20 protein-coding genes and 2 tRNA genes are annotated in these 26,185 nt (G+C 57.5%); 13 read left to right on the top strand and 9 right to left on the bottom strand.

Annotation, left to right across the window (positions count from 1 at the left end):
* Positions 1–44: 44 nt before the first annotated feature.
* From RYC18_RS25560 to RYC18_RS25545, 4 genes are read right to left on the bottom strand one after another with little or no spacing between them, the layout of a single operon-like run.
* Positions 45–1,226 carry a hybrid sensor histidine kinase/response regulator gene (locus tag RYC18_RS25560; protein ID WP_002553643.1) on the bottom strand — a complete coding sequence of 394 codons (1,182 nt, stop codon included), beginning with the start codon at positions 1,224–1,226 and terminating at the stop codon, positions 45–47.
* On the bottom strand, positions 1,220–1,834 hold the full coding sequence (locus RYC18_RS25555) for a chemotaxis protein CheB (RefSeq protein WP_316887013.1): 615 nt from the start codon (positions 1,832–1,834) through the stop codon (positions 1,220–1,222). The genes RYC18_RS25560 and RYC18_RS25555 overlap by 7 nt, the downstream gene beginning before the upstream one ends.
* Positions 1,831–2,652, bottom strand: a complete 822-nt coding sequence (locus RYC18_RS25550; protein ID WP_004658107.1) for a CheR family methyltransferase — start codon at positions 2,650–2,652, stop codon at positions 1,831–1,833. The genes RYC18_RS25555 and RYC18_RS25550 overlap by 4 nt, the downstream gene beginning before the upstream one ends.
* Positions 2,653–2,701: 49 nt before the next feature.
* Positions 2,702–6,214, bottom strand: coding sequence for a response regulator (locus RYC18_RS25545; RefSeq protein ID WP_122322271.1), 3,513 nt, complete (start codon positions 6,212–6,214; stop codon positions 2,702–2,704).
* Between the two features lie 333 nt (positions 6,215–6,547).
* Here RYC18_RS25545 and RYC18_RS25540 point away from each other — a divergent pair, with 333 nt between their 5' ends.
* Positions 6,548–6,907, top strand: a complete 360-nt coding sequence (locus RYC18_RS25540; protein ID WP_002553639.1) for a response regulator — start codon at positions 6,548–6,550, stop codon at positions 6,905–6,907.
* Entirely contained in the window at positions 6,900–8,234 is a 1,335-nt protein-coding gene (locus tag RYC18_RS25535) for a glycosyltransferase family 4 protein (RefSeq protein WP_316887012.1), read from the top strand. The genes RYC18_RS25540 and RYC18_RS25535 overlap by 8 nt, the downstream gene beginning before the upstream one ends.
* Here the strand turns inward: RYC18_RS25535 and cobF are convergent.
* Positions 8,231–8,989 (bottom strand): precorrin-6A synthase (deacetylating), encoded by a 759-nt coding sequence (cobF, locus tag RYC18_RS25530; protein WP_057401397.1) that lies wholly within the window; start codon positions 8,987–8,989, stop codon positions 8,231–8,233. The genes RYC18_RS25535 and cobF overlap by 4 nt on opposite strands.
* Before the next feature lie 129 nt (positions 8,990–9,118).
* Between cobF and RYC18_RS25525 the strand changes: the two genes are divergently transcribed.
* The 8 genes from RYC18_RS25525 (at position 9,119) to RYC18_RS25490 (ending at position 18,539) form a co-directional block, all read left to right on the top strand.
* Positions 9,119–10,024, top strand: a complete 906-nt coding sequence (locus tag RYC18_RS25525) for an AraC family transcriptional regulator (RefSeq protein ID WP_002553636.1) — start codon at positions 9,119–9,121, stop codon at positions 10,022–10,024.
* A gap of 240 nt (positions 10,025–10,264) precedes the next feature.
* The gene (locus RYC18_RS25520) at positions 10,265–11,587 is read left to right on the top strand and encodes a sugar ABC transporter substrate-binding protein (RefSeq protein WP_316887011.1); all 1,323 of its coding nucleotides are present in this window, start codon (positions 10,265–10,267) and stop codon (positions 11,585–11,587) included.
* Positions 11,588–11,674: 87 nt separating this feature from the next.
* Positions 11,675–12,607: a sugar ABC transporter permease gene (locus RYC18_RS25515; RefSeq protein ID WP_316887010.1), complete on the top strand. Its 933-nt coding sequence runs from the start codon at positions 11,675–11,677 to the stop codon at positions 12,605–12,607.
* Positions 12,608–12,617: 10 nt separating this feature from the next.
* Positions 12,618–13,451, top strand: coding sequence for a carbohydrate ABC transporter permease (locus RYC18_RS25510; protein ID WP_316887009.1), 834 nt, complete (start codon positions 12,618–12,620; stop codon positions 13,449–13,451).
* A 30-nt stretch (positions 13,452–13,481) separates the two neighbouring features.
* Entirely contained in the window at positions 13,482–14,588 is a 1,107-nt protein-coding gene (locus tag RYC18_RS25505; protein WP_010202752.1) for an ABC transporter ATP-binding protein, read from the top strand.
* A 17-nt stretch (positions 14,589–14,605) separates the two neighbouring features.
* On the top strand, positions 14,606–16,087 hold the full coding sequence (locus RYC18_RS25500) for a mannitol dehydrogenase family protein (RefSeq protein WP_005777586.1): 1,482 nt from the start codon (positions 14,606–14,608) through the stop codon (positions 16,085–16,087).
* A 9-nt stretch (positions 16,088–16,096) separates the two neighbouring features.
* Entirely contained in the window at positions 16,097–17,578 is a 1,482-nt protein-coding gene (xylB, locus tag RYC18_RS25495) for a xylulokinase (RefSeq protein ID WP_057403985.1), read from the top strand.
* A gap of 22 nt (positions 17,579–17,600) precedes the next feature.
* Complete coding sequence (locus tag RYC18_RS25490) at positions 17,601–18,539, top strand: carbohydrate kinase family protein (protein WP_005777590.1); 939 nt, start codon at positions 17,601–17,603, stop codon at positions 18,537–18,539.
* Positions 18,540–18,760: 221 nt separating this feature from the next.
* Here the strand turns inward: RYC18_RS25490 and RYC18_RS25485 are convergent, their stop codons facing one another.
* A complete protein-coding gene (locus tag RYC18_RS25485) occupies positions 18,761–19,315 on the bottom strand; it encodes a hypothetical protein (RefSeq protein WP_316887008.1) in 555 nt (184 codons plus the stop codon).
* A gap of 178 nt (positions 19,316–19,493) precedes the next feature.
* Positions 19,494–22,376: an EAL domain-containing protein gene (locus tag RYC18_RS25480; RefSeq protein ID WP_316887007.1), complete on the bottom strand. Its 2,883-nt coding sequence runs from the start codon at positions 22,374–22,376 to the stop codon at positions 19,494–19,496.
* Between the two features lie 267 nt (positions 22,377–22,643).
* On the opposite strand from RYC18_RS25480, the gene RYC18_RS25475 reads away from it, so the two are divergent.
* From RYC18_RS25475 to RYC18_RS25465, 3 genes are all read left to right on the top strand, one after another.
* Positions 22,644–23,720 carry an NAD(P)-dependent alcohol dehydrogenase gene (locus RYC18_RS25475; protein WP_005743562.1) on the top strand — a complete coding sequence of 359 codons (1,077 nt, stop codon included), beginning with the start codon at positions 22,644–22,646 and terminating at the stop codon, positions 23,718–23,720.
* A gap of 318 nt (positions 23,721–24,038) precedes the next feature.
* Entirely contained in the window at positions 24,039–24,401 is a 363-nt protein-coding gene (locus tag RYC18_RS25470; protein WP_316887006.1) for an NUDIX hydrolase, read from the top strand.
* A 127-nt stretch (positions 24,402–24,528) separates the two neighbouring features.
* The gene (locus RYC18_RS25465; RefSeq protein ID WP_005757221.1) at positions 24,529–25,590 is read left to right on the top strand and encodes an SDR family oxidoreductase; all 1,062 of its coding nucleotides are present in this window, start codon (positions 24,529–24,531) and stop codon (positions 25,588–25,590) included.
* 136 nt (positions 25,591–25,726) lie between these two features.
* On the opposite strand, the gene RYC18_RS25460 is transcribed toward RYC18_RS25465, so the two are convergent.
* Positions 25,727–25,803: transfer RNA gene (locus RYC18_RS25460), tRNA-Val, on the bottom strand.
* Between the two features lie 166 nt (positions 25,804–25,969).
* A tRNA-Val gene (locus RYC18_RS25455) sits at positions 25,970–26,046 on the bottom strand.
* Between the last annotated feature and the right edge of the window lie 139 nt (positions 26,047–26,185).

The following is a 26,185-nucleotide window of genomic DNA, read 5'->3' as shown; positions in this document are numbered from 1 at the left end:
CTACATCGCCAACGGCTGTCACCTGTATCGACAGCAGCTGTCATCTATAAAGGCAGGCAGATACGAAAGACCGAACCCTTGCCTTCTTCGCTCTCCACCTCGATACGACCGCCGTGAGCCATGACGATCTGATCGGAAATGAACAACCCCAAGCCAAGCCCGGCAACAGCGTGATTGCTCGATACTCGCTCGAATTGCTGAAAGATGCGCTTCTGGTTTTCAGCAGTAATACCGATGCCTTGATCCCGAACCTCAATGAAGGCTTCGCCCTCCCTGCTGTACACATGCACTTCAATCGGTTTGCGCGCACCGTAGCGCAGCGCATTGGTCAACAGGTTGGCAACCACTTGCTCGATACGGAACTCGTCCCAGACGCCGATCACCGGCTCTTCGGCAAACCGGGTGACCGTCGAATCGGCGGCGGCAATCTGTGCGGCAAAGCTTTCCAGCAACTGACAGACCAGTTCGCTCAAGTCAAACGGGCTCGGCCTGATCGACAGCTTGCCGGTACGAATTCTGGAGACATCAAGCATGTCTTCTATCAGGCGGATAAGGCTCTGAATCTGCCGCTCGTCGCGGTCGACCATTGCCCGCAGCTTTTCCATGGTGAACGCTGAAGCGTTGTCTTTGGCCAGGTGAAGTTTGCGCAGCTGGGTCTCCAGAATCAGACCGTTGAGCGGCGTACGCACCTCGTGGGAAACGATGGACATGAAGTCATCACGCATACGGATCGCGTGTTCCAGTTCGCCCTGGGTCGACTGCAGACGCTTGAGCAAGGCTTCCTGCTCCTGGCGACTGCGCTCCAGCTCTTCGACCTGTAGTTTCATGGCCTTGCGCTGCCGATACAGATCAACGAAAACATTGACCTTGCTCTTTACCGCATGGATATCCAGCGGCTTGTGCAGGAAGTCCACGGCACCACTTTCATAGCCCTTGAAGGCATAATTGAGCTCGCGACCGGCAGCGCTGACGAAAACGATCGGTATGCTCTTGGTCTTCTCGGTGCTGCGCATCATCTCGGCCAGTTCGAACCCGTTCATTCCAGGCATCTGGACGTCGAGGATGGCCAGCGCGAACTCGTGCTGCAACAGCAGTGACAACGCTTCGTCCGCCGAGAGTGCCTTGTAGACGAGTCGATCACCGCGCTTGATCAGCGCCTCGAGGGCCAGCAGGTTTTCCGGCAAATCATCAACAATGAGCAGTTTTGCCTGAATTTCACTTAACATGCGGTTCGTTCCAACTCGACCAGCAAGCGGCCAATATCGTTCAGGGAAAGAAGGTAATCCGGCGAGTGCAACGCCAGGCCCGCCTGGGGCATGGTCGACGCCTGGGCCTGCGAGGGGTCTTGAATCACCGTTAAACCACCATACTTCTTGATCTGCAGCAAACCTTGTGCGCCGTCATTATTGGCACCAGTCAGCAATACGCCAGCCAGTCGCGGGCCGTAGGCATCCGCGGCCGAACCGAACAAAATGTCGATACTGGGCCTTGAGTAAAACACCCTGTCTTCCTGACTCAATGACAGTGAAAAGTCAGACTCCACCGAGACGTGGTAACCCGCTGGCGCAACGTACAAAGTGCCCGGCACGATATCTTCCTTGTCATCGGCTTCCTTGACCGGGATCGCCAAGCGACTCTGAAATACATGGGCCAACTGGCTGCGCCGGTCATCGGGCAAATGCAACACCATCAATATAGGCAGACTGAAACCCGGCCGCAGATTTTTGAATATTTTCAGCAGGGCCTCTACACCACCCGCTGACGCGCCTACGACAATAGCATCGACCACGGGCAACGGGCCGCAGGACAGGTCATCGTCAAAGGTGGTTCTCATAATTTCCGGTAGATCCGCTCGGGTTTCACCAGCGTCTCGAACGCCCCGCCGTAGGCAGAGAAATCCAGGGTTTCCTTACTGCCCAGCGCCAGAAAGCCGCGATGACACAGCGAGTCATGAAATAACCCGAAAGCTCGATCCTGAAGTTTTTTGTTGAAGTAAATCAGTACGTTACGGCAGGAAACAAATTGCGTTTCGGAGAATACACTATCTGTAGCCAGACTGTGATCGGCAAAAGTGACGTTCTCGCACAGTGTCTTGTCGAAGATCGCGTAATCGTAGGCAGACGTGTAGTAATCGGCGAAATTGCGCTGCCCTCCCGAGTTACGGTAGTTCTCCGTATAGGTGCGCAGGTTATCCATGGAAAAGATGCCCTGCTTGGCCTTCTCCAAAGAGCTGGGATTGATATCGGTCGCATAAATGATGGTCCGCTCCAGCAGCCCCTCTTCGCGCAATAGAATAGCCGTTGAATAAACCTCCTCACCCGTACTGCAACCGGCAATCCACACCTTGATCGACGGATAAGTGCGTAGCACCGGCACGACCTCGTTGCGGATCGCCAGAAAGTGCGAGGGGTCACGGAACATCTCACTCACCGGGATGGTGAGAATCTGCAACAGCTGCATGAATGCTGCCGGGTCATGAAGGACACGCTCCTGCAGGGCCGAGATGGTCGCGCAATCGAACTGACGCAACGCATGGATCACGCGGCGCTTGATCGACGCACCGGAATAGTCGCGGAAATCGTAGCTGTACTGGAGGTAGATAGCCTCTATCAGCAGGCGCAGCTCGATCTCTATGCTTCGATCAAGGTGCATGATGCCATCCGTTTTTGCGCCCCGGAAAGCACGGCCACTGAGCCCTCATTCAAATGCGCTCCATCTTCGGCAGCCAGACGCGAATCAGTGAAAACAGTCGATCCAGGTCAATGGGCTTGGCCAGGTAATCGTTGGAACCTGCCTGCAGACAACGCTCCTGATCATCTTTCATGGCCTTGGCAGTAACGGCGATGATCGGCAGCTTGCGCCAGCGCGGGTCTTTGCGGATCTCGATGGTCGCTTCGTAACCGTCCATTTCAGGCATCATCACGTCCATCAGGACCAGATCGATGTCTTCGACCTCATTGAGCTTTGCAATCGCTTCAAGACCATTGCGGGCAATTTCCACCACTGCCCCCTTGTGCTCCAGGGCGCTGGTCAGGGCGAAGATGTTACGCACGTCGTCATCGACCACAAGGATCTTGCGCGCTTCAAAGACCTTGTCACGGCTGCGCGCGGTCTTGAGCATCTTTTGTCGCTCGTTGGACAGTTGCGACTCGACCTTGTGCAGGAACAGCGTGACCTCGTCCAGCAGGCGTTCAGGCGAGCGTGCGCCCTTGATGATGATAGAGCGCGAATATTTCATCAGCTCGGCTTCTTCATCACGGGTCATGTTGCGCCCGGTATAGACAATCACCGGCGGAAAGGCGCAGATGTCTTCCGTGGACATGCGCTTGAGCAGCTCATTGCCGAGCATGTCCGGCAGTTTCAAGTCGATGATCATGCAGTCGTAGACATTCTCGCGCAGCAGGTCCAATGCCTCCTGGGCAAAACCCACCGCAGTGATTTCAATATCATCGTCGCCGATAAGGCGAGCAATGCTGTCACGTTGCAGCGCATCGTCTTCGACCAGCAGGATGCGTTTGACCTTCTGGGTCAGTTTGGCCTCCAGCTTGGCGAATACATCCTTGAGCTCTTCGCGGGTGGTCGGCTTGACGGCGTAGCCAATGGCGCCCATGTGCAGCGCAGCTTCCTGGCGATCCTCGACCGAAATTACATGCACCGGAATGTGTCGGGTAGGTGCCAGCTCCTTGAGACGCTGAAGCACGGTCAGGCCCGAGTGATCCGGCAGGCGCATGTCCAGCAGGATCGCGTCCGGCGTGTAGCGTGACGCCAGGTTGAACCCTTCATCCGCAGCATGCGCGACCAGACAGTCATAGCCCAGCTCATGGGCCAGATCGAAGAGGATCTGAGCGAAGCGCACTTCATCTTCGATGACCAGAATGCAGCGCCGCTGAAACGGTGCCTTGTCACGATCATCGGCAAACACGGCTACAGGTGTTTCCACCGGCACCGGGGCCGACTGCTGGATGACCGGCGCGGCAGGAACCGGCAACGATGGCGCGGGAGGCGCAAGCATGACCGCAGACTCATTGCCTGGCTCTTGAGGGCCTTGCTCGACATAGCTTTCCGGCAACACCAGGCTGAAAATACTGCCCTGCCCTGGCGCGCTGGTCACACTGATGGAGCCGCCCAGCAATGCCGCCAGATCGCGGGAGATCGACAACCCCAGCCCGGTACCGCCATAACGCCGGTTGGTGGTGCCATCTGCCTGACGGAATGCCTCGAATATACCCTGCTGATGCTCCTCGGCGATGCCGATGCCCGAGTCGCGCACGATAAACACGATGCCTGCACCCGGCTGGCGCGAAACGACCATGCTGACGGCGCCCGCTTCGGTGAATTTGATCGCGTTGGACAGCAGGTTCTTGAGAATCTGTTCAAGACGCTGGCGGTCCGTGAACAGCATGGTCGGCGCGCCTGCCTGTATGTCGACCGTGAACGCCAGCTTTTTCTCGGCGGCAAGCGGCTGGAACATGCTGCGCAGGCCTTCGACAAGACGAGATACGCTGCTGTTTTCCGGGCGCATTTCGAGCTTGCCGGCTTCAACCTTGGAAATATCCAGAATGTCGTTGATCAGGTTCAACAGGTCATTACCCGCCGAATAGATCGACTCGGCAAACTTGACCTGTTCGGCGGTCAGATTTTCGCCAGGATTTTCGGCCAGCAGCTTGGCCAGGATCAGCGAACTGTTGAGCGGCGTGCGCAGCTCATGGGACATGTTGGCAAGGAACTCGGACTTGTACTTGCTGGCGCGCTGCAGCTCGTCCGCACGCGCCTGCAACTCGGCCTGAGCGATGCTCAGTTCCTCGTTGTTGCGGTCCAGCGCATCACGCTGATCGGCCAGCGCCTGACTCTGATCGGCCAGCTGCTCGTTGGTCTGTTCCAGCTCGGCCTGCTGAGTTTCCAGGTGTGCCTGAGACTCCTTGAGAATACGCGACTGCTCTTCCAGCTCTTCGTTGGCCGTGCGTAATTCTTCCTGCTGCACCTGCAATTCTTCGTTGAGTTGCTGGGTCTCGGCCAGCACCTCTTGCAGACGCTGGCGATAACGGGCCGCTTCAATCGAAGTGCCGATGTTGTCCGCGATCAGCTCAAGAAACTCTAGATCCTGCTCGGTAAGCGGGCGCAGAAAGCCCAACTCGATCACCCCGTTGACCTGATCGTCATTGCTGGTAGGCACTGCCACAATGCTGCGCGGCGAGCCTTCACCCAAACCGGAAGCCACTTTGAAGTAATTTTCGGGCAGTTCATCCAGCGTGATGATCCGGTCCTGTTGTGCGGCCTGCCCCACAATGCCTTCATCGCTATGAATGGTCTGCTCCTGCTGCTCCTGTTCGCGAGAAAAACCGTAGGAAGCAGCACGCGTCAAGCCGCCGTGATCCTGGCGAATGTAGACCGCCGCCACCGACGCGCCCAGATACTGAGTCAGAAACTGAAGGATGTTTCGACCCAGCATATTGAGTGTCAACTGACCCAGTACCTGTTCGGCCAGTTCGCTCTGACCGTTGCGCAACCAGGCGACTTTTTGCAGACGCTCGGCATTGATTTCCTGCAGCCTGAGGTTTTCGCTGTAGGTGGCCGAAAGCGACAGCAAATCACGTCGTCCGATATACGCCAGGATAGCGCTGACAATCACCACGAATATCAGATACAGGCAGACGGAAAGAATGGTACTGCGCGTGACCTCTGCGTTGCGGGTCAACCGAAGTTGCTGTTCCATTTCGACAGCCTGATCGTACTCGGTGCGGATCTGATCAGTAATTCGCTTGCCACGTCCGGCCAGCACAGCAGTTTGATAGTCGCCGTTGTTGCGCCGCAGATTGATCATCTCCTGAGCAAACGCATTCCACTCCTGCTGCATCGTGGACAGACGCCTGAACCGGTCCTGTTGCGTCGGGTTGTCTTCGACCAGACTCTTGAGTCCGTCCAGCTCGGCAACCAGCAACGGTTTGGCGATTTCATAGGGGTCGAGAAAGTGTTGATCGCCGGTCAGCAGAAAACCGCGCATGCCGGTTTCCATGTCTATCGACAGTTTCATCGAACGGTTGGTGTTATTGATCACCCGGTCAGTGTGCTCGACCCACTGTATGGCCGTGAGCAGATAACTGATCAGCAAAATGAAGAAAACGGCGCTCAGTACCCCCACACCCAATGGCAAGCCGACGTTACGCCCCAGCAGTTTTCGAAAGCGTTGTTCATCGACAACAGACGTCCGATTCATGAAATATCCCTGACGAGTGGATCAAAACCGTAGAGTTTGCCGCAAACCCACGAAAAACACTCTTATTTCTGACATAGAGGATTGAAATTTCACACATAAATCGGTGATAAGCTCACGCACATATCGCGTTCATGACGTAAAGCCATCAATCACCCTCACAATTCACCGTATTTGTGCGCCGATTGAACTTCCACCCGGTTTTTATTTACTGATACAGGGACAGTATCAACAGTGGACAGGACGGCGCTCGGTTACTCTGAGCTGCCGGAAAAGGAAGCATCGCATTCCATGCTGTCTGCGCTATCACCATTTTTCAGGTTTAAGGAGTCAACAATGCCGGACACAGCCCGCACCATTCTCGTGGTCGAAGACGACGCCATTGTGCGCATGCTGATTGTCGACGTGCTCGAAGAGCTGGAATACAAGGTACTGGAAGCCGAGGACGCCACTTCAGCCCTGACTTTCGTTGTTGACGATACCAGGCACATCGACCTGTTGATGACTGATCAGGGGTTGCCCGACATGAAGGGCACCGCGTTGGCTAAAAAGGTCATCGAACTGCGGCCTCAATTGCCGGTACTGTTCGCCAGCGGTTACTCCGAGAACATCGATGTGCCGCCAGGCATGCATTCGATCGGCAAGCCTTTTTCGATCGACCAGTTGCGTGACAAGGTAAAAAGCATCCTTGACTGACATCAAAGCTGCTTTCAGTCACACCGACACGCACGCCAGTACACGTGTATTGATCATCGGCTACGTATGGCCCGAGCCACGCTCTTCGGCTGCCAGCGGGCACATGATGCAACTGATCCAATGCTTCCTCGAGCAGAACTGGCAGATTACCTTTGCCAGCCCTGCCACTGAAGGTGAACATAGGGCCGATCTGGTCAGCCTGGGCATCGAGGAAGTACGAATCGCGCTCAATGACAGCAGTTTTGACCTTTTTGTCAGCAGATTGCAGCCCGATATCGTTGTTTTTGATCAGTTCATGATCGAAGAGCAGTTCGGCTGGCGCGTCGAGCAACAATGCCCCGACGCCCTGCGCATTCTGGAAACGTCGGATTTTCAAAGCCTGCGCCATGCACGCCATCAGATGTTGAAGGACTCGCTGAACAGCGATTTCGCGGGTGATCCGAGCGATATCTGCGACACTTCAACGCCGGGGCTTTTCAAGCAGATCGCCTCCAGCGAGCTGGCGCAGCGCGAGGTCGCATCGTTGTATCGCTGCGACCTGAACCTGATGACATCCGACGTTGAAATGGCATTGCTGACCGGTTCCTTTGGGCTGCCCGCCTCGCTGCTGCACTGGTGTCCGCTAATGATTGACGGCGTTCCCGACAGCGTTCGGCCTTTTGCAGAGCGCGCGCACTTCCTCAGCATCGGTAATTTCCGTCACGCCCCCAACTGGGATGCGGTGCTATGGATGAAAACCGCAATCTGGCCGCTGATCCGTCAGCAATTGCCTGAAGCGCAGCTGCATATTTACGGTGCCTACACGCCACCCAAGGCAACAGCGCTGCACAATGGCGCTCAAGGGTTTCATGTGAAGCACTGGGCTGAAGATGCGTTGCAGGTCATGTCATCAGCACGCATTTGTCTTGCGCCGTTGCGTTTCGGTGCCGGCATCAAGGGCAAATTGATGGATGCCATGCTCTGCGGCACTCCGTCAATCACCACTGTGATCGGCGCAGAAGCCATGAGCGGCGGGCTGCCGTGGCCTGGCGTCATCGCCGATAACCCGAAAGACATCGCTGATGCTGCGGTCAGACTCTATCAAGACCAGACCCGCTGGCTAGAGGCGCAGAACGCCGGGCTGGCGTTGCTGCAGGCGCGTTACCAGCATCGGCAACACTGTGCGAGCCTGATCGAGCGCATTCAGACCCTTCGTAACCAGTTGCCCGAGCATCGTCTGGCGAACTTCACCGGTGCCATGCTTCGCCATCATCACCACAAGAGCACCAAGTACATGGCGCAGTGGATCGAAGCCAAGAACCGTAACAAGGCTGAAGATACGGTCTAAGCTGGTTTGCGCAGCAGATAGGTATCCATGATCCACCCCCTGCGGTCGCGCGCTTCGGCGCGCAACAGCTTGATCTGCTCACACACGTCATCGAGCCTGCCAGACACCAGTATCTCGTCCGCGGTGCCCAGATAAGCGCCCCAATAGATATCCAGCCCCTGCCCGACGTAACGCTCGAATGTGCACTGTGCATCCAGCATCACCACGACATTGCTGTGTTGCTCAAGCGCTGCCGCCGCCAGGCGTCGCCCTGTGGTGATGTGAATCGACTCACCAATACGATTGAGCGGTATCCGGTGTTGCGCCACCAGGCTCTGGACACTGGTGATGCCGGGAATCACCTGATATTCGAATGTTTCCCTGCCGCGCGCCAATACGCGGTCAAGGATGCGCATGGTGCTGTCATACAGTGACGGATCGCCCCAGACCAGAAATGCACCAACCTGATCTGCGCCAAGCTCATCGGTCAACAGCCGTTCGAACAATGCAGCGCGCTGCTCGTGCCAACTTTCGATACCCCGCTCGTAGGCATCAGGGTCGCCTTCGCGCCGAGGGTCCTGAACCTGTACCAGACGATAGTCCTGATGAGTGATATGCCGCTGGCAAAGCGCTTTGCGCAGGCGCAGCAGCTCATCGTCGACATAGCCCTTGTCGAGGATGAAGATCACGTCGGCACGGTTCAGCGCAGCAATGGCCTGCAAGGTAATCTGCTCGGGATCACCGGCCCCCATGCCAATCAGCAGGATCTGTTTCATCGGATAACCACTCCACTGTGGCAAATCATGTGAGACGTGTGATCGTAGGTGATTTTTGTCAGCGACCGGGCATTGAAGCTGAAAATCAGGCACATTATCGTTCTGGCAACTGCTGAACACGACATAGCCATGAGTAAAACAACAAGAATCGCCGACCCTTCCTACGAATTGATGGACGACCACAACGGGCTGTCGATCATTTATCGCGAGCACGGATTCCCCTGTCCGCTGGTGCGCTGGCACTTTCACAAGGAATACGAGCTGCATTTGATTGTGGCCAGCTCAGGCAAGGTATTTGTCGGCGATTACATCGGCAATTTCAACCCTGCCAGCCTGTTTCTGACCGGCCCCAACCTGCCGCATAACTGGATCAGTCAGATCGATGAGGGTGAAGTTGTGGCCAAACGCGACATGCTGGTCAACTTCACCGATGAACTGCTGGAAAGTGGCAATCAGGTGTTTGCCGAACTAAAAACCCTGACACCATTACTGGAACGCGCCCGCTACGGCATCGAATTTCGCTGCAAACGTACGATTCGTCAGGCCATGAAGCTGATGCAGAAGATTGCCGACTCACGTGGCATCACCCGCCTGGGTCATTTCTTCATTCTTCTCGAGTTGCTGGCGGCCAGCGACGACTATCAGTTGCTCTCTGGCACTGCGGTCGCCCATACGGCTGACGAGCACAGCGTCGATCGCACCAATCGGGCGGTGGATTACATCTTTGCCCACTATGGCCGGGAGCTGCCGCTGGAGGAAGTGGCCGAGTATCTGGGCATGAAGCCAACCTATTTTTCCAGAGTGTTCAAGCAGGCCACAGGGCGATGCTTTGTAGAGTTCGTCAATCGACTGCGCATCAGCAAGTCGTGCGAATTGCTGGCTGATGGCGACAAACCGGTCACTGATGTGTGCTTTGAATCCGGGTTCAACAATATCTCCAACTTCAATCGACGCTTCCAGCAACTCAAGGGCATGACGCCTTCGCATTATCGCCGCCTGGCCGTGCAGCGCCTGACCGAACAAAACCTGTACTGATTCACCCTGCCCTTGCGCCTATCGTCTACGCTGCAGTTGCGGCGAAGCCAGCCTATGGGCGATTCGGCTATATAGGCCTTTCGTGCATCAGTGCAAAAAAGTATCAGTCAGAGTGCGGCGCAGGATTTGTCTTTCCGACCGAACGCCGGTGTAATCAATCCACATCTTCCTCACCTCCGGAAGAGAAAAAAACAATAACCATCCTTCTACTGCTCACTGGGCGTGGAAGAGGAGTGATCAATGAAGAACTCAGCAAAACTTCTGCTCGCCAGTTCCGTCCTCAGTACCTGTTTCGCGTTCAGTGGCAGTGCCACAGCGGGGACCGTGACCATCGCCACGGTCAACAACAGTGACATGATTCGCATGCAGCGCCTCTCCAAGACCTTCGAAGAAAAGCACCCCGACATCAAGCTCAACTGGGTCGTGCTGGAAGAGAACGTCCTGCGCCAACGACTGACCACCGACATCGCCACCAAGGGCGGCCAGTTCGACGTGCTGACCATCGGCATGTACGAAGCCTCACTCTGGGGTCAGAAAGGCTGGTTGCAGGAAATGAAAGACCTGCCTGCCAGTTACGAGCTGGACGATGTGTTCCCTTCCGTGCGTGACGGCCTGTCGGTGGACGGAAAACTGTTCGCCCTGCCGTTTTATGCTGAAGCTTCGATCACTTACTACCGCACCGACCTGTTCAAGGCCGCCGGCCTGACCATGCCAGAGCGCCCTACCTGGACGCAGATCGCCGAGTTCGCCGGCAAACTGACCGACAAATCCAAGGAACAGTACGGTCTCTGTCTGCGCGGCAAGGCTGGCTGGGGCGAGAACATGGCGCTGATCACCACGCTGGCCAACGCCTTTGGCGGACGCTGGTTCGATGAGCAGTGGACGCCACAGTTCGATCAGCCAGAGTGGAAGAATGCGCTGAACTTCTACGTCAACACCATGAAGCAGTCCGGGCCGCCGGGCGCCTCCAGCAACGGTTTCAACGAGAACCTTGCGCTGTTCAACAGCGGCAAGTGCGCCATCTGGGTCGACGCCAGCGTTGCCGGTTCGTTCGTGACCGACAAGAAGCAGAGCAAAGTGGCCGACAGCGTCGGCTTCACCTACGCCCCGCATGAGGTGACCGACAAGGGCTCGTCGTGGCTGTACTCGTGGTCGCTGGCGATCCCGACCAGCGCCAAGAACACCAAGGACGCTGCCGAGTTCACCCAGTGGGCCACCTCGAAAGAGTACGCCAAACTGGTTGCCGATACCGACGGCGTGTCCAACGTACCGCCGGGCACCCGCGCCTCGACCTACACCGACGAGTACAAAAAGGCAGCACCGTTTGCCAACATCACGCTTGAGTCGTTGAAGAAGGTCGATCCCAAGTCGCCAACCCTCAAGCCCGTGCCTTACGTCGGCATTCAACTGGTCACCATTCCCGAGTTCCAGGCCATCGGCACCAGCGTCGGTCAGCAGTTCTCCGCAGCACTCATAGGTCAGTCTACTGTGGATCAAGCCTTGCAGAATGCGCAAACCGCTACCGCGCGCGACATGAAACGAGCGGGTTACCCGAAAAAGTAACCGTCACGCACCAGGGCGAAAGCCGATGCTTTCGCCCTGCCGCTCAACTGCGCAACAACTCTGGTGCAATCCGGTTCGGAGCTCTCCATGAATACCTCAGCCTCCCCTGAACGCACGGACCTGTCCGGCGAACAGCAACCGCTCAAAAGCCGTCGATTCAAGCCGGGCTGGTTTCTGGTCAGTCCTTCAGTGGCGCTTCTGCTGGTGTGGATGATCGTGCCGCTGGGCATGACCATTTATTTCTCGCTGATCCGCTACAACCTGCTCTCCCCTGGCGAAAACGAATTCGTCGGCCTGGAAAACTTCCAGTACTTCGTGACCGACAGCGGCTTTTTGCCGGGTGCCGGCAATACCTTACTGCTGGTCGGCAGTGTGCTGGCGATCAGCGTGATCTTCGGCGTGCTGATCTCGGCGCTGCTGGAAGCCAGTGAGTTTTTCGGTCGTGGCATCGTCCGTGTGCTGTTGATCTCGCCGTTCTTCATCATGCCCACGGTCAGCGCGCTGATCTGGAAAAACCTGATTTTCCATCCGGTGTCCGGCGTACTCGCGGCGGTGTGGAAGTTCTTTGGTGCGCAGCCCATCGACTGGTTTGCCCATTACCCGATGCTGTCGATCATCATCATCGTGTCCTGGCAATGGCTGCCGTTCGCGATTCTGATCCTGATGACCGCCATGCAGTCGCTGGACCAGGAACAGAAAGAGGCGGCGCGTCTGGATGGAGCCGGCCCCATCGCGATCTTCTGGCACCTGACCCTGCCGCACCTGGCACGTCCGATTGCCGTGGTGGTCATGATCGAGACAATCTTCCTGCTCTCGGTGTTCGCTGAAATATTCACTACCACCAATGGCGGGCCGGGCTTTGCCTCGACCAACCTGGCATACCTGATCTACATCCAGGCGCTGCTGCAGTTCGACGTCGGTATGGCCTCGGCGGGCGGACTGATCGCCGTAGTAATCGCCAACATCGCGGCGATCATCCTGATCCGGATGATCGGCAAAAACCTCACCGACAAGTCATGAGGACCTTGCCATGATGACCCTCAAACAATCACGCCGCCTGCAAAGCCTGCTACTCGGGAGCTTGTGCTGGCTGATCGCTGCGCTGGTGTTCTTCCCGATCTTCTGGATGGTGCTGACCAGCTTCAAGACCGAGATCGACGCCTTTGCGACGCCGCCGCAATTGTTCTTTACCCCAACGCTGGAAAACTACCTGCACATTCAGGAGCGCAGCGATTACTTCCATTTTGCCTGGAACTCGGTGCTGATTTCCTTCAGCGCCACCTCCCTGGCCATGCTGATCGCCATTCCTGCGGCGTATTCCATGGCGTTCTTCGAAACCAAACGCACCAAAAGCACCCTGCTGTGGATGCTCTCGACCAAGATGCTGCCGCCAGTGGGCGTGCTGATGCCGATCTACCTGCTGGCCAAGACCTTTGGCCTGCTGGATTCGCGGCTGGCGCTGATCATCATCTACACGCTGATCAACCTGCCGATCGTGGTCTGGATGATCTACACCTATTTCAAGGATATTCCCGGTGAGATCCTTGAGGCCTCACGGCTGGACGGAGCCAGCACCCGCCAGGAGATCTTTCGCGTGCTGATGCCGATCTGCAAGGGCGGGCTGGCCTCTACAGCACTGCTATCGCTGATCCTGTGCTGGAACGAAGCGTTCTGGTCACTGAACCTGACCTCGTCCGCAGCGGCACCGTTGACGGCACTGATCGCCTCCTACTCCAGCCCCGAAGGGCTGTTCTGGGCCAAGCTGTCGGCGGTCTCGACCCTGGCGTGTGCGCCCATCCTGATTTTCGGCTGGATCAGTCAGAAACAGCTGGTTCGCGGCCTGTCGTTCGGCGCTGTCAAATAGCCCGCCTCAAAGAACAAGAAGGAATCCAACATGGCTAACCTGAGCATCCGCAACCTGCAAAAAGGCTTTGATGGTCATCAAATCATCAAGGGTATCGATCTGGACGTGAATGACCGCGAGTTCGTGGTCTTTGTCGGGCCTTCGGGCTGTGGCAAATCCACCCTGCTGCGGCTCATCGCCGGGCTTGAGGAAGTCACCTCGGGGACCATCGAACTCGATGGCCGCGACATTACCCAGGTCACGCCGGCCAAACGCGATCTGGCGATGGTGTTCCAGACCTACGCGCTTTACCCGCACATGACGGTAGGCAAGAACCTGTCATTCGCGCTGGATCTGGCGGGTGGCGACAAGGCCGAGATCAAGAAGAAGGTCGATGAAGCCGCGCGCATTCTGGAACTCGGCCCGTTGCTGGAACGCAAACCCAAGCAGTTGTCCGGTGGGCAACGACAGCGTGTTGCGATTGGTCGAGCCATCGTGCGCAACCCGAAGATTTTTCTCTTCGATGAACCATTGTCCAACCTCGACGCCGCGCTGCGCGTGCAAACCCGCCTGGAGCTGTCGCGCCTGCACAAAGAGCTGCAGGCCACGATGATTTATGTGACCCACGACCAGGTTGAGGCCATGACCCTGGCCGACAAGGTGGTCGTGCTCAACGGCGGCAAGGTCGAGCAGGTCGGCTCGCCGCTGGAGCTTTATCACCACCCGGCCAATCTGTTTGTCGCAGGCTTTCTCGGCACGCCGAAAATGGGCTTCCTCAAGGGCAAGATCAGTCGAGTGGACAACGCCGGCTGTGAAGTCGAGCTGGATGCCGGAACGCGCATCAGTCTGCCGGTCAATGGCGCAGGACAGAGCGTTGGCGCGGCTGTAACGCTGGGCATCCGCCCGGAACACCTGAACCTTGCCCAGAGCGAAGATTGCCAGTTGCAGGTGATTGCCGATGTCAGCGAACGTCTTGGCAGCGACACCTATTGCCATGTGCGCACCCGTTCGGGCGAGGCGCTGACCATGCGTATTCGTGGCGACCTGGCCAGCCAGTACGGCGAGACGCTGAACCTGCACCTGGACAGTGCCCAATGCCACCTGTTCGACGCTCAAGGTCTGGTGATTGCCAAAGCCTTGCAGACTGTCGCCGCCTGAGTTCCGGAGAGCCCTTCATGAAACTGACCAAAAACAATCTGTCCCGACTGGACGCCGACATTGCCCTGCCAGCCTACACCGTCGAAAGCACTCGCCAGGGCATTGCCCATATCGGCGTTGGCGGCTTCCATCGGGCGCATCAGGCGTTTTACACCGATGCACTGATGAACAGCGGCGAAGGCTTTGAATGGAGCATCTGCGGCGTCGGTCTGCGCCCTGAAGACAAAGCCGTACGTGACGCACTGGCGCAGCAGGACTATCTGTACACGCTCTACGAACTGGGCGACACGCCAGATACCGAAACCCGCGTCATTGCCTCGATCAGCGGCATGCTGCTGGCCGACGACAGCACTCAGGCGTTGATCGACAAGCTGTCCAGCCCGGACATCCGCATCGTCTCGCTGACCATCACCGAAGGCGGCTATTGCATCGACGACAGCAATGGCCAGTTCATGGCGCATCTGCCACAGATCCAGCATGACCTGGCACACCCGGACCAGCCAAAGACGGTATTCGGCTTCCTCTGCGCGGCACTGGCGCGCCGCCGTGCCGAAGGTACGCCAGCCTTTACCCTGATGTCCTGCGATAACCTGCCGCATAATGGCGCAGTCACTCGCAAGGCGCTGCTGGCATTTGCCACCTTGCGCGATGCCGACCTGCACGACTGGATCAAAGACAACGTCAGCTTCCCCAACGCGATGGTCGACCGCATCACCCCCATGACCAGCGCGGCTCACCGGCTGAAGCTGGCGGACGAGAAGCACATCGACGACGCCTGGCCGGTGGTCTGCGAACCGTTCGTGCAATGGGTGCTGGAAGACAAGTTCGTCAACGGTCGCCCGGCCTGGGAAAAGGTCGGCGTGCAGTTCACCGATGATGTAACGCCCTATGAGGAAATGAAGATCAAGCTGCTCAACGGCAGCCACCTTGCCCTGACCTATCTGGGCTTCCTCAAGGGTTATCGTTTTGTCCACGAAACCATGAATGACCCGCTGTTCGTGCGCTACATCCGTGCTTACATGGACCTGGACGTCACGCCGCAGCTGGCGTCGGTGCCGGGCATCGACCTGGAAGGCTATAAAGACACGCTGATCGAGCGCTTTTCCAACCAGGCGATCGCCGATCAGCTGGAGCGGGTTTGTTCGGACGGTTCGTCCAAATTCCCCAAATTCACCATTCCGACGATCAATCGTCTGATCGTCGATCAGGGCAATGTCGAGCGCGCCTCGCTGGTCGTTGCCGCGTGGGCGCTGTATCTGAAAGGTGTCGACGAGAACGGCACGACCTACAAAATTCCCGACCCGCGCGCCGAGTTCTGTCAGGCACTGGTGGTCGACGACGAGCTGATTACCCGGCGGCTGTTGCAGGTTGAGGAAATATTTGGCGTTGCAATTCCGAAATCAGCCGAGTTTGTCGCAGCGTTCGAGCAGAACCTCAATGACCTGCGCACGCTGGGCGTCAGTGGCACGCTGGAAAAACTTCTGGCCAACCGCCTTTGAGGTGCGCCCATGTTTCTTGGAATTGACTGCGGCACCCAGGGCACCAAGGTGCTGGTGCTCGATACCGAAAGCGGTACTGTGCTGGGCGAGGGTTCGGCCTCGCATAGCCTGATCAGCGACCATAACGGCCGCCGCGAGCAGGACGTAGGGCAATGGCTGAACGCGCTGCAACAGGCCACCCGCGATGCATTGGCACAGTCTGGCGTGTCGGGGCAACAGATTCTCGGCATCGGCGTATCGGGCCAGCAACATGGTCTGGTGCTACTCGATGCTCAAGGTGAGGTGCTGCGCCCGGCCAAACTGTGGTGCGACACTGAATCGGCCCCGGAAAACCAGCGCTTGCTGGATTACCTGGGCGGCGCGCAGGGTTCCCTGCAACGCCTTGGTCTGGTCATTGCGCCGGGCTATACCGTGTCCAAACTGCTGTGGACCAAGGAACAGTACCCGCAGCTGTTTGAGCGTATAGACAAGGTGCTGCTGCCCCACGACTACCTCAACTATTGGCTGACCGGCCGCTGCTGCACTGAATTCGGAGACGCATCGGGCACCGGTTATTTCAATGTGCGCACCCGTGAGTGGGACCTGCCGCTGCTCGCGCACATCGACCCGAGCGGCCGTCTGGGCAAGGCGCTGCCGCAATTGGTGCAAGCACACGAAGCGGTTGGCGTGCTGCGTCCTGAAATCGCCCGACTGCTGGACCTGAACCCCGCAGCACTGGTGTCCAGTGGTGGCGGCGACAACATGATGGGCGCCATTGGCACGGGCAATATCCAGCCCGGTCTGATCACCATGAGCCTGGGCTCGTCAGGCACTGTCTACGCCTACGCCGATGAGGCGCGGGTCAGCGAGCATGAGTCGGTCGCTACCTTCTGCTCATCCTCCGGTGGCTGGCTGCCATTGATCTGCACCATGAACCTGACCAATGCGACCACGGCAATTCGTGAGCTGTTCGCTCTGGATATCGCCGGGTTCAACCAGGCCGTCGCCCAGGCTCCGATAGGGGCCGAAGGCGTGCTGATATTGCCTTTTCTGAACGGTGAACGCGTGCCCGCCCTTCCTGATGCCACTGGCAGCATCGTCGGGCTGGACAGTACCAATCTGACCCAGGCCAACCTGTCCCGCGCCGTGGTCGAAGGCACCACCTTCGGCCTTCGCTATGGATTGGACCTGCTGCGCGACAGTGGTATCAAAAGTGAGAAAATCCGCCTGATTGGCGGCGGTTCCAAAAGTGCGGTATGGCGGCAGATCGTAGCTGACATCATGAATACTCCGGTGATCTGCACCGACCACGCAGAAGCCGCCGCGCTGGGCGCGGCCATTCAGGCCGCATGGTGCTGGTCGCATGCCGACGGCAAGGCTGAGGGCCTGCAGCAACTGTGCGAACGCTGTGTAAGTCTCGATCAAAGCAGTGAGACGCACCCCGTGGTGCATAATGTGGCCGCCTATCAGCAGGTCTATCAGCGTTATCAGGCGCAACTGCGCAAGGTTTGAACCGTTTTTTCATGGAGCACTTATGTTTCTGGTTTGTGGCGAAGCACTGTTCGATATTTTTACCCGCGCTGATGACAGCGGTTCCCTGAACAGATTGGGGTTTGATGCGATTGCCGGCGGCTCTCCATTCAACGTTGCGATCGGACTGCGCCGCCTGGGTGTGGAGGCAGGCTTCTTTGCCGGGCTGTCCACCGATTACCTGGGCCGCCGTCTGCGTGCCGTGCTGGAAAAGGAAACGGTCAATACCGATCACCTGGTTGAGTTCGACGCGCCCACGACACTGGCCATGGTCGCCGTGGGCAGCGACGGCTCGCCGACTTACAGCTTTCGCGGCGACGGCTGCGCGGACCGGCAGTTACGCCTTGAACATCTGCCGGAACTCGATGCGCAGGTACGCGGCATTCACGTCGGCTCGTTTTCGCTGGTGGTGCAGCCGATTGCCGACACACTGCTGGCGCTGGTCGCCCGCGAAAGTGCGACGCGCCTGATTTCACTGGACCCCAACGTGCGCCTCAACCCGGCACCGGACATTCAGCGCTGGCGCAGCCAGGTCGCAGCGTTCGCCGAACATGCGCACCTGATCAAGGTCAGTGATGAAGATCTGCACCTGTTGTACCCGGACAGTGACCCACAAAAAATCGCCGAAGGCTGGCTCGGCAAGCGTACGCAACTGGTCATCGTCACCCGCGGCACGCAAGGTGCCAGCGTCTTTACCCGGCAGCATGGTACTTGGTCAGTGCCGGCAAAAACGGTGGTCACCGCCGATACCGTCGGGGCCGGGGATACTTTTCAGGCGGCGCTGCTGACCTTCCTCAGCGAGCGTCAGCTCGATACGCCACAAGGCTTGTCGACGCTGTCACGGGAAACCCTGGACGAGATGCTGAATTTTGCCGTCGGCGCAGCCGCGCTGACCTGCACAAAGGTCGGGCCGGATCTGCCGTATCGGCATCAGTTGGGGTGATTCAGTTTTCGACGAGAAACAAAAACAGCGGTACATCCGCAACATGTAACGCATGAACTAAAGTCTTCGTGAGCAAGCTCACTCCCACATTCCGAACCTGTTCCAAGCGGGAGAAGTTTCAGGATTCACTCCCATTTGGAAAGCATTCCATTTGTGGGAGTGAGCTTGCTCACGAAAGAGCCATTACAGTCGCCGAACAAGCAACTGAACCCACTGCCCGGTCAAGCCAGCATGCCGGCCTTGATACCTCTGATGCGGGTGTTGATGTCATCTGCAACGTTGTTCTGCTTGTCCTTGAGCGCGTCCTGGACTTTCTGGTCAATGGCCAGTTGGTCCTGAGGTGCCATGGCGTCGTAGTCTTTCTGGGTGACGCCCGTCAGCTTCTCGCGCACTTTCTCTTCGGCTGTCTGCTTCAGAGAGTCCATGAACTTCTGTTCTACCGAACCCGTCGACGCAGTGTCAGTGGTGCTGGTGGAGCTGGCCACTGAACCGATGACACCGTTGTCGCGATCAGCCGTCTTTTCCGACAGTGACGAATCACCGGCAGACTTGAGATTGATCATCATCCGCGCGAAGGATTCGTTGTAACCGCTGTTGTCCTGCTTGCTGTCTTGCGATGTTGAATTGCTGACCGGCGTGGTAACCGGTGCTGAACCTGATGTCAGGCCAGCTGCGGCAACCGAGCTGAATGCGTCCTGAGACACCTCATCTACGGTTTTGCGCCCAACCACAGCCCGGGAAACAAGCTGCTCAAGCGCACTCGTGCCAATAATCATCTTTCACCTCCTGATGAACCTGTTGCTCAGGTTCAACAGCAAGTCCAGTGCCAAGTGCACAGTAAATCCATAAGTTACTGATTTTTATAACTTAAATTCAAAAGCTAAAGATCGGCACTGTCAAAAAAACCCATACATTCTGCCGTTTGCGGCAAACATTCGCCGACACAGGCTGCTTTCAGCCTGCCGCACGACCGGTATTGACGTTCAACAGCTCGATCGGCAACGGTTCAGAGAAGTAGTAACCCTGCGCCTGGGTCGCGCCGATCTCGCGCAGCAACTCGAGTGTTTCCAGATCTTCGACACCTTCGGCGACGACGTTCAGATCAAGGGATTCGGCCATGCGTACGATGGCCCGCACGATGGCCCGGCTGCGTATGCTGGAGGCCAGTCCGAAGATAAACGATTTGTCGATTTTCAAGCCGCTGAAATGGTACTGATGCACATAGCTGAGCGAAGAAAACCCCGCGCCAAAATCGTCCAGCATGACCGACATGCCCTGCTCGGCCAGTTGCTTCATTGACAGGCGTGCCTGCTCAGGGTCGGCCACCAATGCCCCCTCCGTAAGCTCCAGGCACAGACGCCAGGGCGCAACATTCTGTTCAGCAAGCATCGCCAGCACTTCTGCAGCGAATGCCGGGCGGGTGATGCTGTAGCTGGAGCAGTTCACATGCACTGGCGGCCAGTGGCCGTTCTCGGGTTGCGCCAGGATGTTCACCACGCATTTGAGCATGTAGATATCCAGACGACCAATCAGGCGCAAACCCTCCAGCGCGGGCAAAAAGCTTTCCGGCCCGACGATCCGTCCATCCGGCATGCGCCAGCGGATCAACGCTTCGAACGCCAGTAACTCTCCGGTCCTGACACAGATGACCGGCTGAAAATAGGGGATCAGTTGATCAGTACGCTTCAGGGCCGTGCGCAACGCTCCCTCTTGCTCGACCTGATCCGACACCTCCCGACGCAGAGCCTGATTGAACACGGCGAAGCTGTCACGCCCACCATTCTTGACCCGATACATGGCGGTGTCGGCATCACGCAAGAGGTCCGCCGGCTCCTGATGGAAGCGGCTGTCAGCACCCACCACGCCGATGCTGCAAGAAGAAAAGACGCTGTTATCGTCAATCACGAACGGTTGCTCGAACGCGGTCAGGATCCGCTGGGCTATATCCGTACCGGCCTGTAACGGTGCATCGATGCTTAGCACCGCAAATTCGTCACCTCCAAGCCTGGCCAGCAGATCCCCTTCACGCATGCAACTGCGCAGCCGCTCGGCGGCCTGCACCAGGAGGATATCGCCGCAGTGGTGGCCAAGGCTGTCATTGATCATCTTGAAACGATCCAGATCGATGAACATGACAATCAGCTGCTGGCCGTTCAGGCAAAAGTCCTGCCACGCCTGTTTCAGGCGATGTTGCAAGTGACTGCGGTTAGGCAGTCCGGTCAACGAGTCGTGGGAGTTTTCATGCTGCAACCTGGCGTTGGCCTGATCCAGCTCCCGGGTCCGGTCGCGAACCCGGGCTTCGAGGAGCACATTGGCGGTGTGGATCGCCTCTGCCGCGCTGCGCCGGGACAGTGCCGTGTCGATGTGGCGAGAGACAAAGGTCAGCAGTTCCTGATCACGCAAGGTATAGCTGACATCCTTCGAATAGCTTTGCACCACCAGCACGCCGCGCACCTCCTCGCCATCGAACAGCGGGATACCCAGCCAGGAAGAAGAACGACCGGTATTTTTTTGCACCTCGATTTCGCCCAGGCTTTCCAGCCTGCGGGCATCGTCGTAATCGATCAGGCACGGTCGCCGCTGGCCTATCACATACTCGGTAAAGCCGCGCTGCCCACGCCGTGAACGTGGCGGCGTGGGCTGGAATTCGTCGATGTAATAAGGAAAGGTCACTTCGCCTGTAGCGCTGTCGTAAAGGGCGATGTAGAAATTGAGTGCTACCAGCAGCTCGCCGACAATCATGTGCAGGCTGCGAAACAGCTCATTCATATCGCCCGGCTGGCTGGAAAGCTCGGCAATCTGGAACAGAGCACTCTGCAAGTGCTCGGCGCGTTCACGGTCGCGCACTTCCTGGCGCAGGGCGTCATTGGCTGCCGAAAGCTGTTGTGTGCGCAGTGCCACAATCTGCTCCAGGTCGGTACGGCGCAGCAGTCGGTCCAGGGCCATCGCCACATGCCGTGACACCACGGAAAACAACGCGCGATCCTGAGCACTGTAGACGCGGGACACGTCATAGACCTGCATCGCAACCATGCCGAATACTTCGTCCGAGGCGTTTTTCAGGGGCGCGCCCATCCAGAACTCCGGCAGACGCCCCACCCAGAAAAAACGACCTTCGGCTTTTGCCCGCTCGATACAGGCTGCTTCCAGAAACAAGGGTTGCCCGGTGCTCAAGACATACCCGGTGAGCGACATTCGATCGGCGTCGATGAATTCGAACGTCTCGTGGCCCATCGCTTCGTCATCGAAACGGTCGATGTAATACGGATAAGTGATCTTGCGGCTTTGCTGGTCATACAGCGCGACGTAGAAGTTCTCGGCATCGATCAGCGCACTCAACTGCTCATGAATACCCTGCAGAAAAGCCCCACGATCCAGCGTGGAGCTGGCCAGCAGGCTGATTTCATAGAGAACCCGCTGGGTGTTCTGCGCCCGGATCAACGCAGCGGTCTGCAACAGTGAACCCAGTCTGGCAGCGAGATCCACCAGCGCGGGATGGTCTTTTTCGGCCATTGGCGCCAGCACCCAGCCCAACACGCCCTCGCCCTGCCCGGCGACTCGGCAATGAAGCTGCGATTGAGCACAGTATGTGTCGAAGTCTTCAGCAGCGATGTGCGCAGGCCAGACGACTGCAGGGTCGCCCTGCCCGAGCAGACATTTCAGCTCGCCTGCAGCGTAGGCTGCCCAGGCGATATCCGGTATCTGTTCCCGTGCAGCGCTCAAAAGTGCGTCAATGGGCGCGTGACCGGCGAATCGGTCATGGTTGGCAGCCAACGTGGTGTCTGGACTGAACGCTACGCTCGGGCATATACCCGTGGCCAGATGTGAGACTGTCATGGAAACACCAGATGCATGAGCCGACGACGGTCATCCGTAAAAACCATGACCAAAGGTAACAAGTGTGCTGCTGCATTGTTGCAAAGTTCATACCTTTTTGGCAGACCCTTTGCCTGTCAGATGACATCCATGTGACATGGGGCACTACACGGCTGCCATACGGGTCAGATTCAGGTGTGTCGCGAGACCGCCAAGGTGAATGAGCAGGGCTCGGCTATGCTTGCTCGCGGCGTTACATATTCTTCCCCCACTGAACAGGTGACAGTCATGGTCAAGACTTACAGTTACGCAGCGCAGTCTGCTCAGGAAGTGCTCAAACCGTATCAGTTCGAACGCCGCTCACCCGGTGCCGAAGACGTTCAGATCGACATTCTCTACTGCGGCGTTTGTCACTCGGACCTGCATACCGCACGCAATGAGTGGCACAACACACTCTATCCTTCGGTTCCGGGCCACGAAATCGTTGGCCGGGTAACGGCAGTCGGTGCAGACGTCAAACATTTCAAGGTCGGCGACCTCGCGGGTGTCGGCTGCATGGTAGACAGTTGCCAGCAATGTACACCCTGCGCAGAGGGTGACGAGCAATATTGCGAGAGCGGCTTCACAGGCACCTACAACGGCCCGGTATTTGGCGGCGAGAACACCTTCGGGGGCTACTCCGACAAGATCGTGGTCAAGGAGAAGTTCGTCCTGCGCATCTCTCACGACGCCAATCTGGCCGCCGTCGCGCCGCTGTTGTGCGCAGGTATCACCACGTACTCGCCATTGCGCCACTGGAAGGTCGGCCCGGGCAAAAAAGTGGGCATTGTCGGGCTCGGAGGGCTCGGCCACATGGGCGTCAAGATCGCGCACGCCATGGGCGCTCATGTGGTGCTGTTCACGACATCGCCCGACAAGCGTGAAGATGGCTTGCGGCTGGGTGCCGACGAAGTTGTTGTATCCAAAGATGCTGCGCAGATGGCAGCCCAGGCCAATAGCCTGGATTTCATCCTCAATACAGTCGCAGCACCGCATGATCTGGATGCATTTCTGTCCCTTCTCAAGCGTGACGGCACCATGACGCTGGTCGGCGCACCGGCAGAGCCGCACCCGTCTCCGGCAGTCTTCAATTTGATCTTCAAACGCCGCAGTCTGGCAGGCTCGTTGATCGGCGGCATTCAGGAAACCCAGGAAATGCTGGACTTCTGCGCCGAACACGGCATCGTTTCAGACATTGAAATGATCGCCATGCAGGACATCAACGAGGCTTACGAGCGGATGCTCAAAGGCGACGTGAAATATCGTTTCGTCATCGACATGGCCAGCCTCAAGCAGGAAATTCCTGCTGACTCAAACGCCGCATGATGCGGGCTGAATGCACCTGAAGAGCCTGGCGCTGCCATGGATGGCTGCGCGCACGAGACATGCCGTACGTCGCAAGGCATGAACTGACTACAGACAATAACCCACTGATACTCATACTCACTGTAAGTGTCGGTAACGGCTTGAAGCCCGCACTTGCGCCTGGCCCACCCTGCTTCATGCTGGCATGAGCTTGTCCTGGCCAGAAAAATGAACTATTTATTACATTTTAGTGACTATCATTGACTGCCTTTGGGTCTCAAGTTCACGAAGTCCTTGCAGATACTCATGTCAACGGACGTTTTAACAGGTGAACAAATCATGAAACAACGAGCGACAGTCATCTGCAAACGCGACGGCCAGGTCCTCTACGTGCGCAAACCAAAATCGCGCTGGGCATTGCCTGGTGGCAAGATCGAGGCTGGTGAAACGCCTGCTCAGGCCGCCATGCGTGAATTGTGCGAGGAAACAGGCCTGAAAAATCTTGATCTGCTCTATCTCGAGGTTTATGAGAAAGATCGGGTTACTCACTACGTGTTCACTACGCAGGTCCCGGCCTCAAGCGAGCCTTCGCCACAGAATGAGATTGCCGCTTGCAAATGGCTGGCTCCGAAGAAACTCGCAGACTTGAAGGCCAGCAGTGCGACCAAGACCATCGTCAAGTCATATGCCCAGCGGGCCTGAGAGCATTTCGAGCATCTGGCGCAACGCCAAAGGGTGATCAGCCAGATCGGGTTGAACGGTCAGGCCTGAAGCTGTTCTGAGAGAGCAGACGGTTCATTACCTTCATCCCCGTCTCAGGAGATCCCCTATGACTCAGACCGCCCTGGTTGTTGGCGCAAGTGGCATTGTCGGCAGTGCAATCACACAGTTGTTACTGGAAAACGATTGGCAGGTTGCCGCCCTCTCCCGTAGTCCGTCAGCGCGGCCCGGCGTAATTCCAGTGGCTGCAGACCTGCAGAACCCGGAGTCCGTCAGTGCGGCCCTGGCTGATTTGAAGCCCACCCACGTTTTCATCACCACATGGTCGCGTCAGGCCACTGAAGCAGAGAACATCCGCGTCAATGCTGCGATGGTGCGCAATGTGCTGGATGCTGTACGGCCCGCTGGCAGTGTGAAACACGTTGCGCTGGTCACCGGGCTCAAACACTACCTTGGCCCGTTCGAAGCCTACGGTAAGGGCACGCTGCCACAAACGCCGTTCAGGGAGACGCAAGCGCGCCTGGATATCGAGAACTTCTATTACGCGCAGGAAGATGAAGTCTTCGCTGCCGCCGAGAAAGACGGTTTTACCTGGAGCGTCCATCGCCCGCACACCGTGACAGGTGTCGCGGTCGGCAATGCGATGAACATGGCGACCACCCTCGCCGTCTATGCCTCGATCTGCAAGGCAACCGGCCGACCTTTCGTGTTTCCGGGCTCACGCGTGCAGTGGGACAGTCTGACCGACATGACCGATGCGCGTCAGCTCGCCCATCAGCAACTGTGGGCCGCCACGACGCCTGCTGCGGCAAATCAGGCGTTCAACATCACCAATGGCGACGTATTCCGCTGGAGCTGGATGTGGGGGCAGATCGCCGAGTACTTCGACCTGCAGCCAGCCGATTTTCCGAGCGAGCCAGCCCCGCTGGAAACGCAGATGGCCGATGATCAGGCTGCCTGGACCGATATTGTCCGCGAGCATCAACTCAAGGAAGGTGATATCAATCGCCTGATTTCGCCATGGCACACCGACGCCGACCTGGGCCGTCCGATCGAAGTGGTTACGGATATGTCGAAAAGTCGCAAACTGGGCTTCACGGCGTTCCAGGCGAGTGACGATGCGTTTTTCGAGGTATTTGAAAAGCTGCGCCGTGACCGACTGATTCCCTGAAGCTGCTTGCCCTCTTGTGCCAAGGCTCTGCGTTGGCATAAGAGCAGGCACTGGCTTCGAGTGAAACAGACGCAACAAAAAAGGGTCAACCTCTCGGTTGACCCTTTTTTTACCGCCCAGCAGAGCGGATTTTATCTGGTAGGCGCGATTGGACTCGAACCAACGACCCCCACCATGTCAAGGTGGTGCTCTAACCAACTGAGCTACGTGCCTGCTGTGGGTCGGCATTCTACGGATATTCGAATGCCTGTCAAATTCTTTTTTGCAGTAACTCTCTGAATACGCGAAATTTTTACCTTGGGGTTCAGCACCCAGAGACAAAAAAGGGCCAGCCTTTCGGCTGACCCTTTTCTTACCGCCCAGCAGAGCGGATTTTATCTGGTAGGCGCGATTGGACTCGAACCAACGACCCCCACCATGTCAAGGTGGTGCTCTAACCAACTGAGCTACGTGCCTGCTGTGGGTCCGCATTCTACGGATATTCAGATACCTGTCAATCTGTTTTTTCTCTAAGCCTATGAATTACAGCGTTTTTTGCCCGTTGGCAGGGAATGACACTTTTCGCCTGTTGCTGGCAGAGCTTTTGGTTCTCGGG

The sequence above is a fragment of the Pseudomonas syringae group sp. 247E2 genome, from assembly GCF_032587795.1.
Taxonomy (GTDB): domain Bacteria; phylum Pseudomonadota; class Gammaproteobacteria; order Pseudomonadales; family Pseudomonadaceae; genus Aquipseudomonas; species Aquipseudomonas amygdali.
The sequence above is the reverse complement of the archived record's forward strand: the minus strand, read 5'-3'. Positions and strand labels throughout refer to the sequence as shown.

Bases quoted from the DNA above. Each gene is read 5' to 3' on its own strand.
- RYC18_RS25555 (WP_316887013.1), bottom strand. From the start codon at position 1,834: ATGAGAACCACCTTTGACGATGACCTGTCCTGCGGCCCGTTGCCCGTG.
- RYC18_RS25540 (WP_002553639.1), top strand. From the start codon at position 6,548: ATGCCGGACACAGCCCGCACCATTCTCGTGGTCGAAGACGACGCCATT.
- RYC18_RS25510 (WP_316887009.1), top strand. From the start codon at position 12,618: ATGATGACCCTCAAACAATCACGCCGCCTGCAAAGCCTGCTACTCGGG.
- RYC18_RS25525 (WP_002553636.1), top strand. From the start codon at position 9,119: ATGAGTAAAACAACAAGAATCGCCGACCCTTCCTACGAATTGATGGAC.
- RYC18_RS25505 (WP_010202752.1), top strand. From the start codon at position 13,482: ATGGCTAACCTGAGCATCCGCAACCTGCAAAAAGGCTTTGATGGTCAT.
- xylB (WP_057403985.1), top strand. From the start codon at position 16,097: ATGTTTCTTGGAATTGACTGCGGCACCCAGGGCACCAAGGTGCTGGTG.
- RYC18_RS25490 (WP_005777590.1), top strand. From the start codon at position 17,601: ATGTTTCTGGTTTGTGGCGAAGCACTGTTCGATATTTTTACCCGCGCT.
- RYC18_RS25500 (WP_005777586.1), top strand. From the start codon at position 14,606: ATGAAACTGACCAAAAACAATCTGTCCCGACTGGACGCCGACATTGCC.
- RYC18_RS25560 (WP_002553643.1), bottom strand. From the start codon at position 1,226: ATGTTAAGTGAAATTCAGGCAAAACTGCTCATTGTTGATGATTTGCCG.
- RYC18_RS25515 (WP_316887010.1), top strand. From the start codon at position 11,675: ATGAATACCTCAGCCTCCCCTGAACGCACGGACCTGTCCGGCGAACAG.
- cobF (WP_057401397.1), bottom strand. From the start codon at position 8,989: ATGAAACAGATCCTGCTGATTGGCATGGGGGCCGGTGATCCCGAGCAG.
- RYC18_RS25485 (WP_316887008.1), bottom strand. From the start codon at position 19,315: ATGATTATTGGCACGAGTGCGCTTGAGCAGCTTGTTTCCCGGGCTGTG.
- RYC18_RS25465 (WP_005757221.1), top strand. From the start codon at position 24,529: ATGACTCAGACCGCCCTGGTTGTTGGCGCAAGTGGCATTGTCGGCAGT.
- RYC18_RS25480 (WP_316887007.1), bottom strand. From the start codon at position 22,376: ATGACAGTCTCACATCTGGCCACGGGTATATGCCCGAGCGTAGCGTTC.
- RYC18_RS25470 (WP_316887006.1), top strand. From the start codon at position 24,039: ATGAAACAACGAGCGACAGTCATCTGCAAACGCGACGGCCAGGTCCTC.
- RYC18_RS25545 (WP_122322271.1), bottom strand. From the start codon at position 6,214: ATGAATCGGACGTCTGTTGTCGATGAACAACGCTTTCGAAAACTGCTG.
- RYC18_RS25520 (WP_316887011.1), top strand. From the start codon at position 10,265: ATGAAGAACTCAGCAAAACTTCTGCTCGCCAGTTCCGTCCTCAGTACC.
- RYC18_RS25475 (WP_005743562.1), top strand. From the start codon at position 22,644: ATGGTCAAGACTTACAGTTACGCAGCGCAGTCTGCTCAGGAAGTGCTC.
- RYC18_RS25550 (WP_004658107.1), bottom strand. From the start codon at position 2,652: ATGCACCTTGATCGAAGCATAGAGATCGAGCTGCGCCTGCTGATAGAG.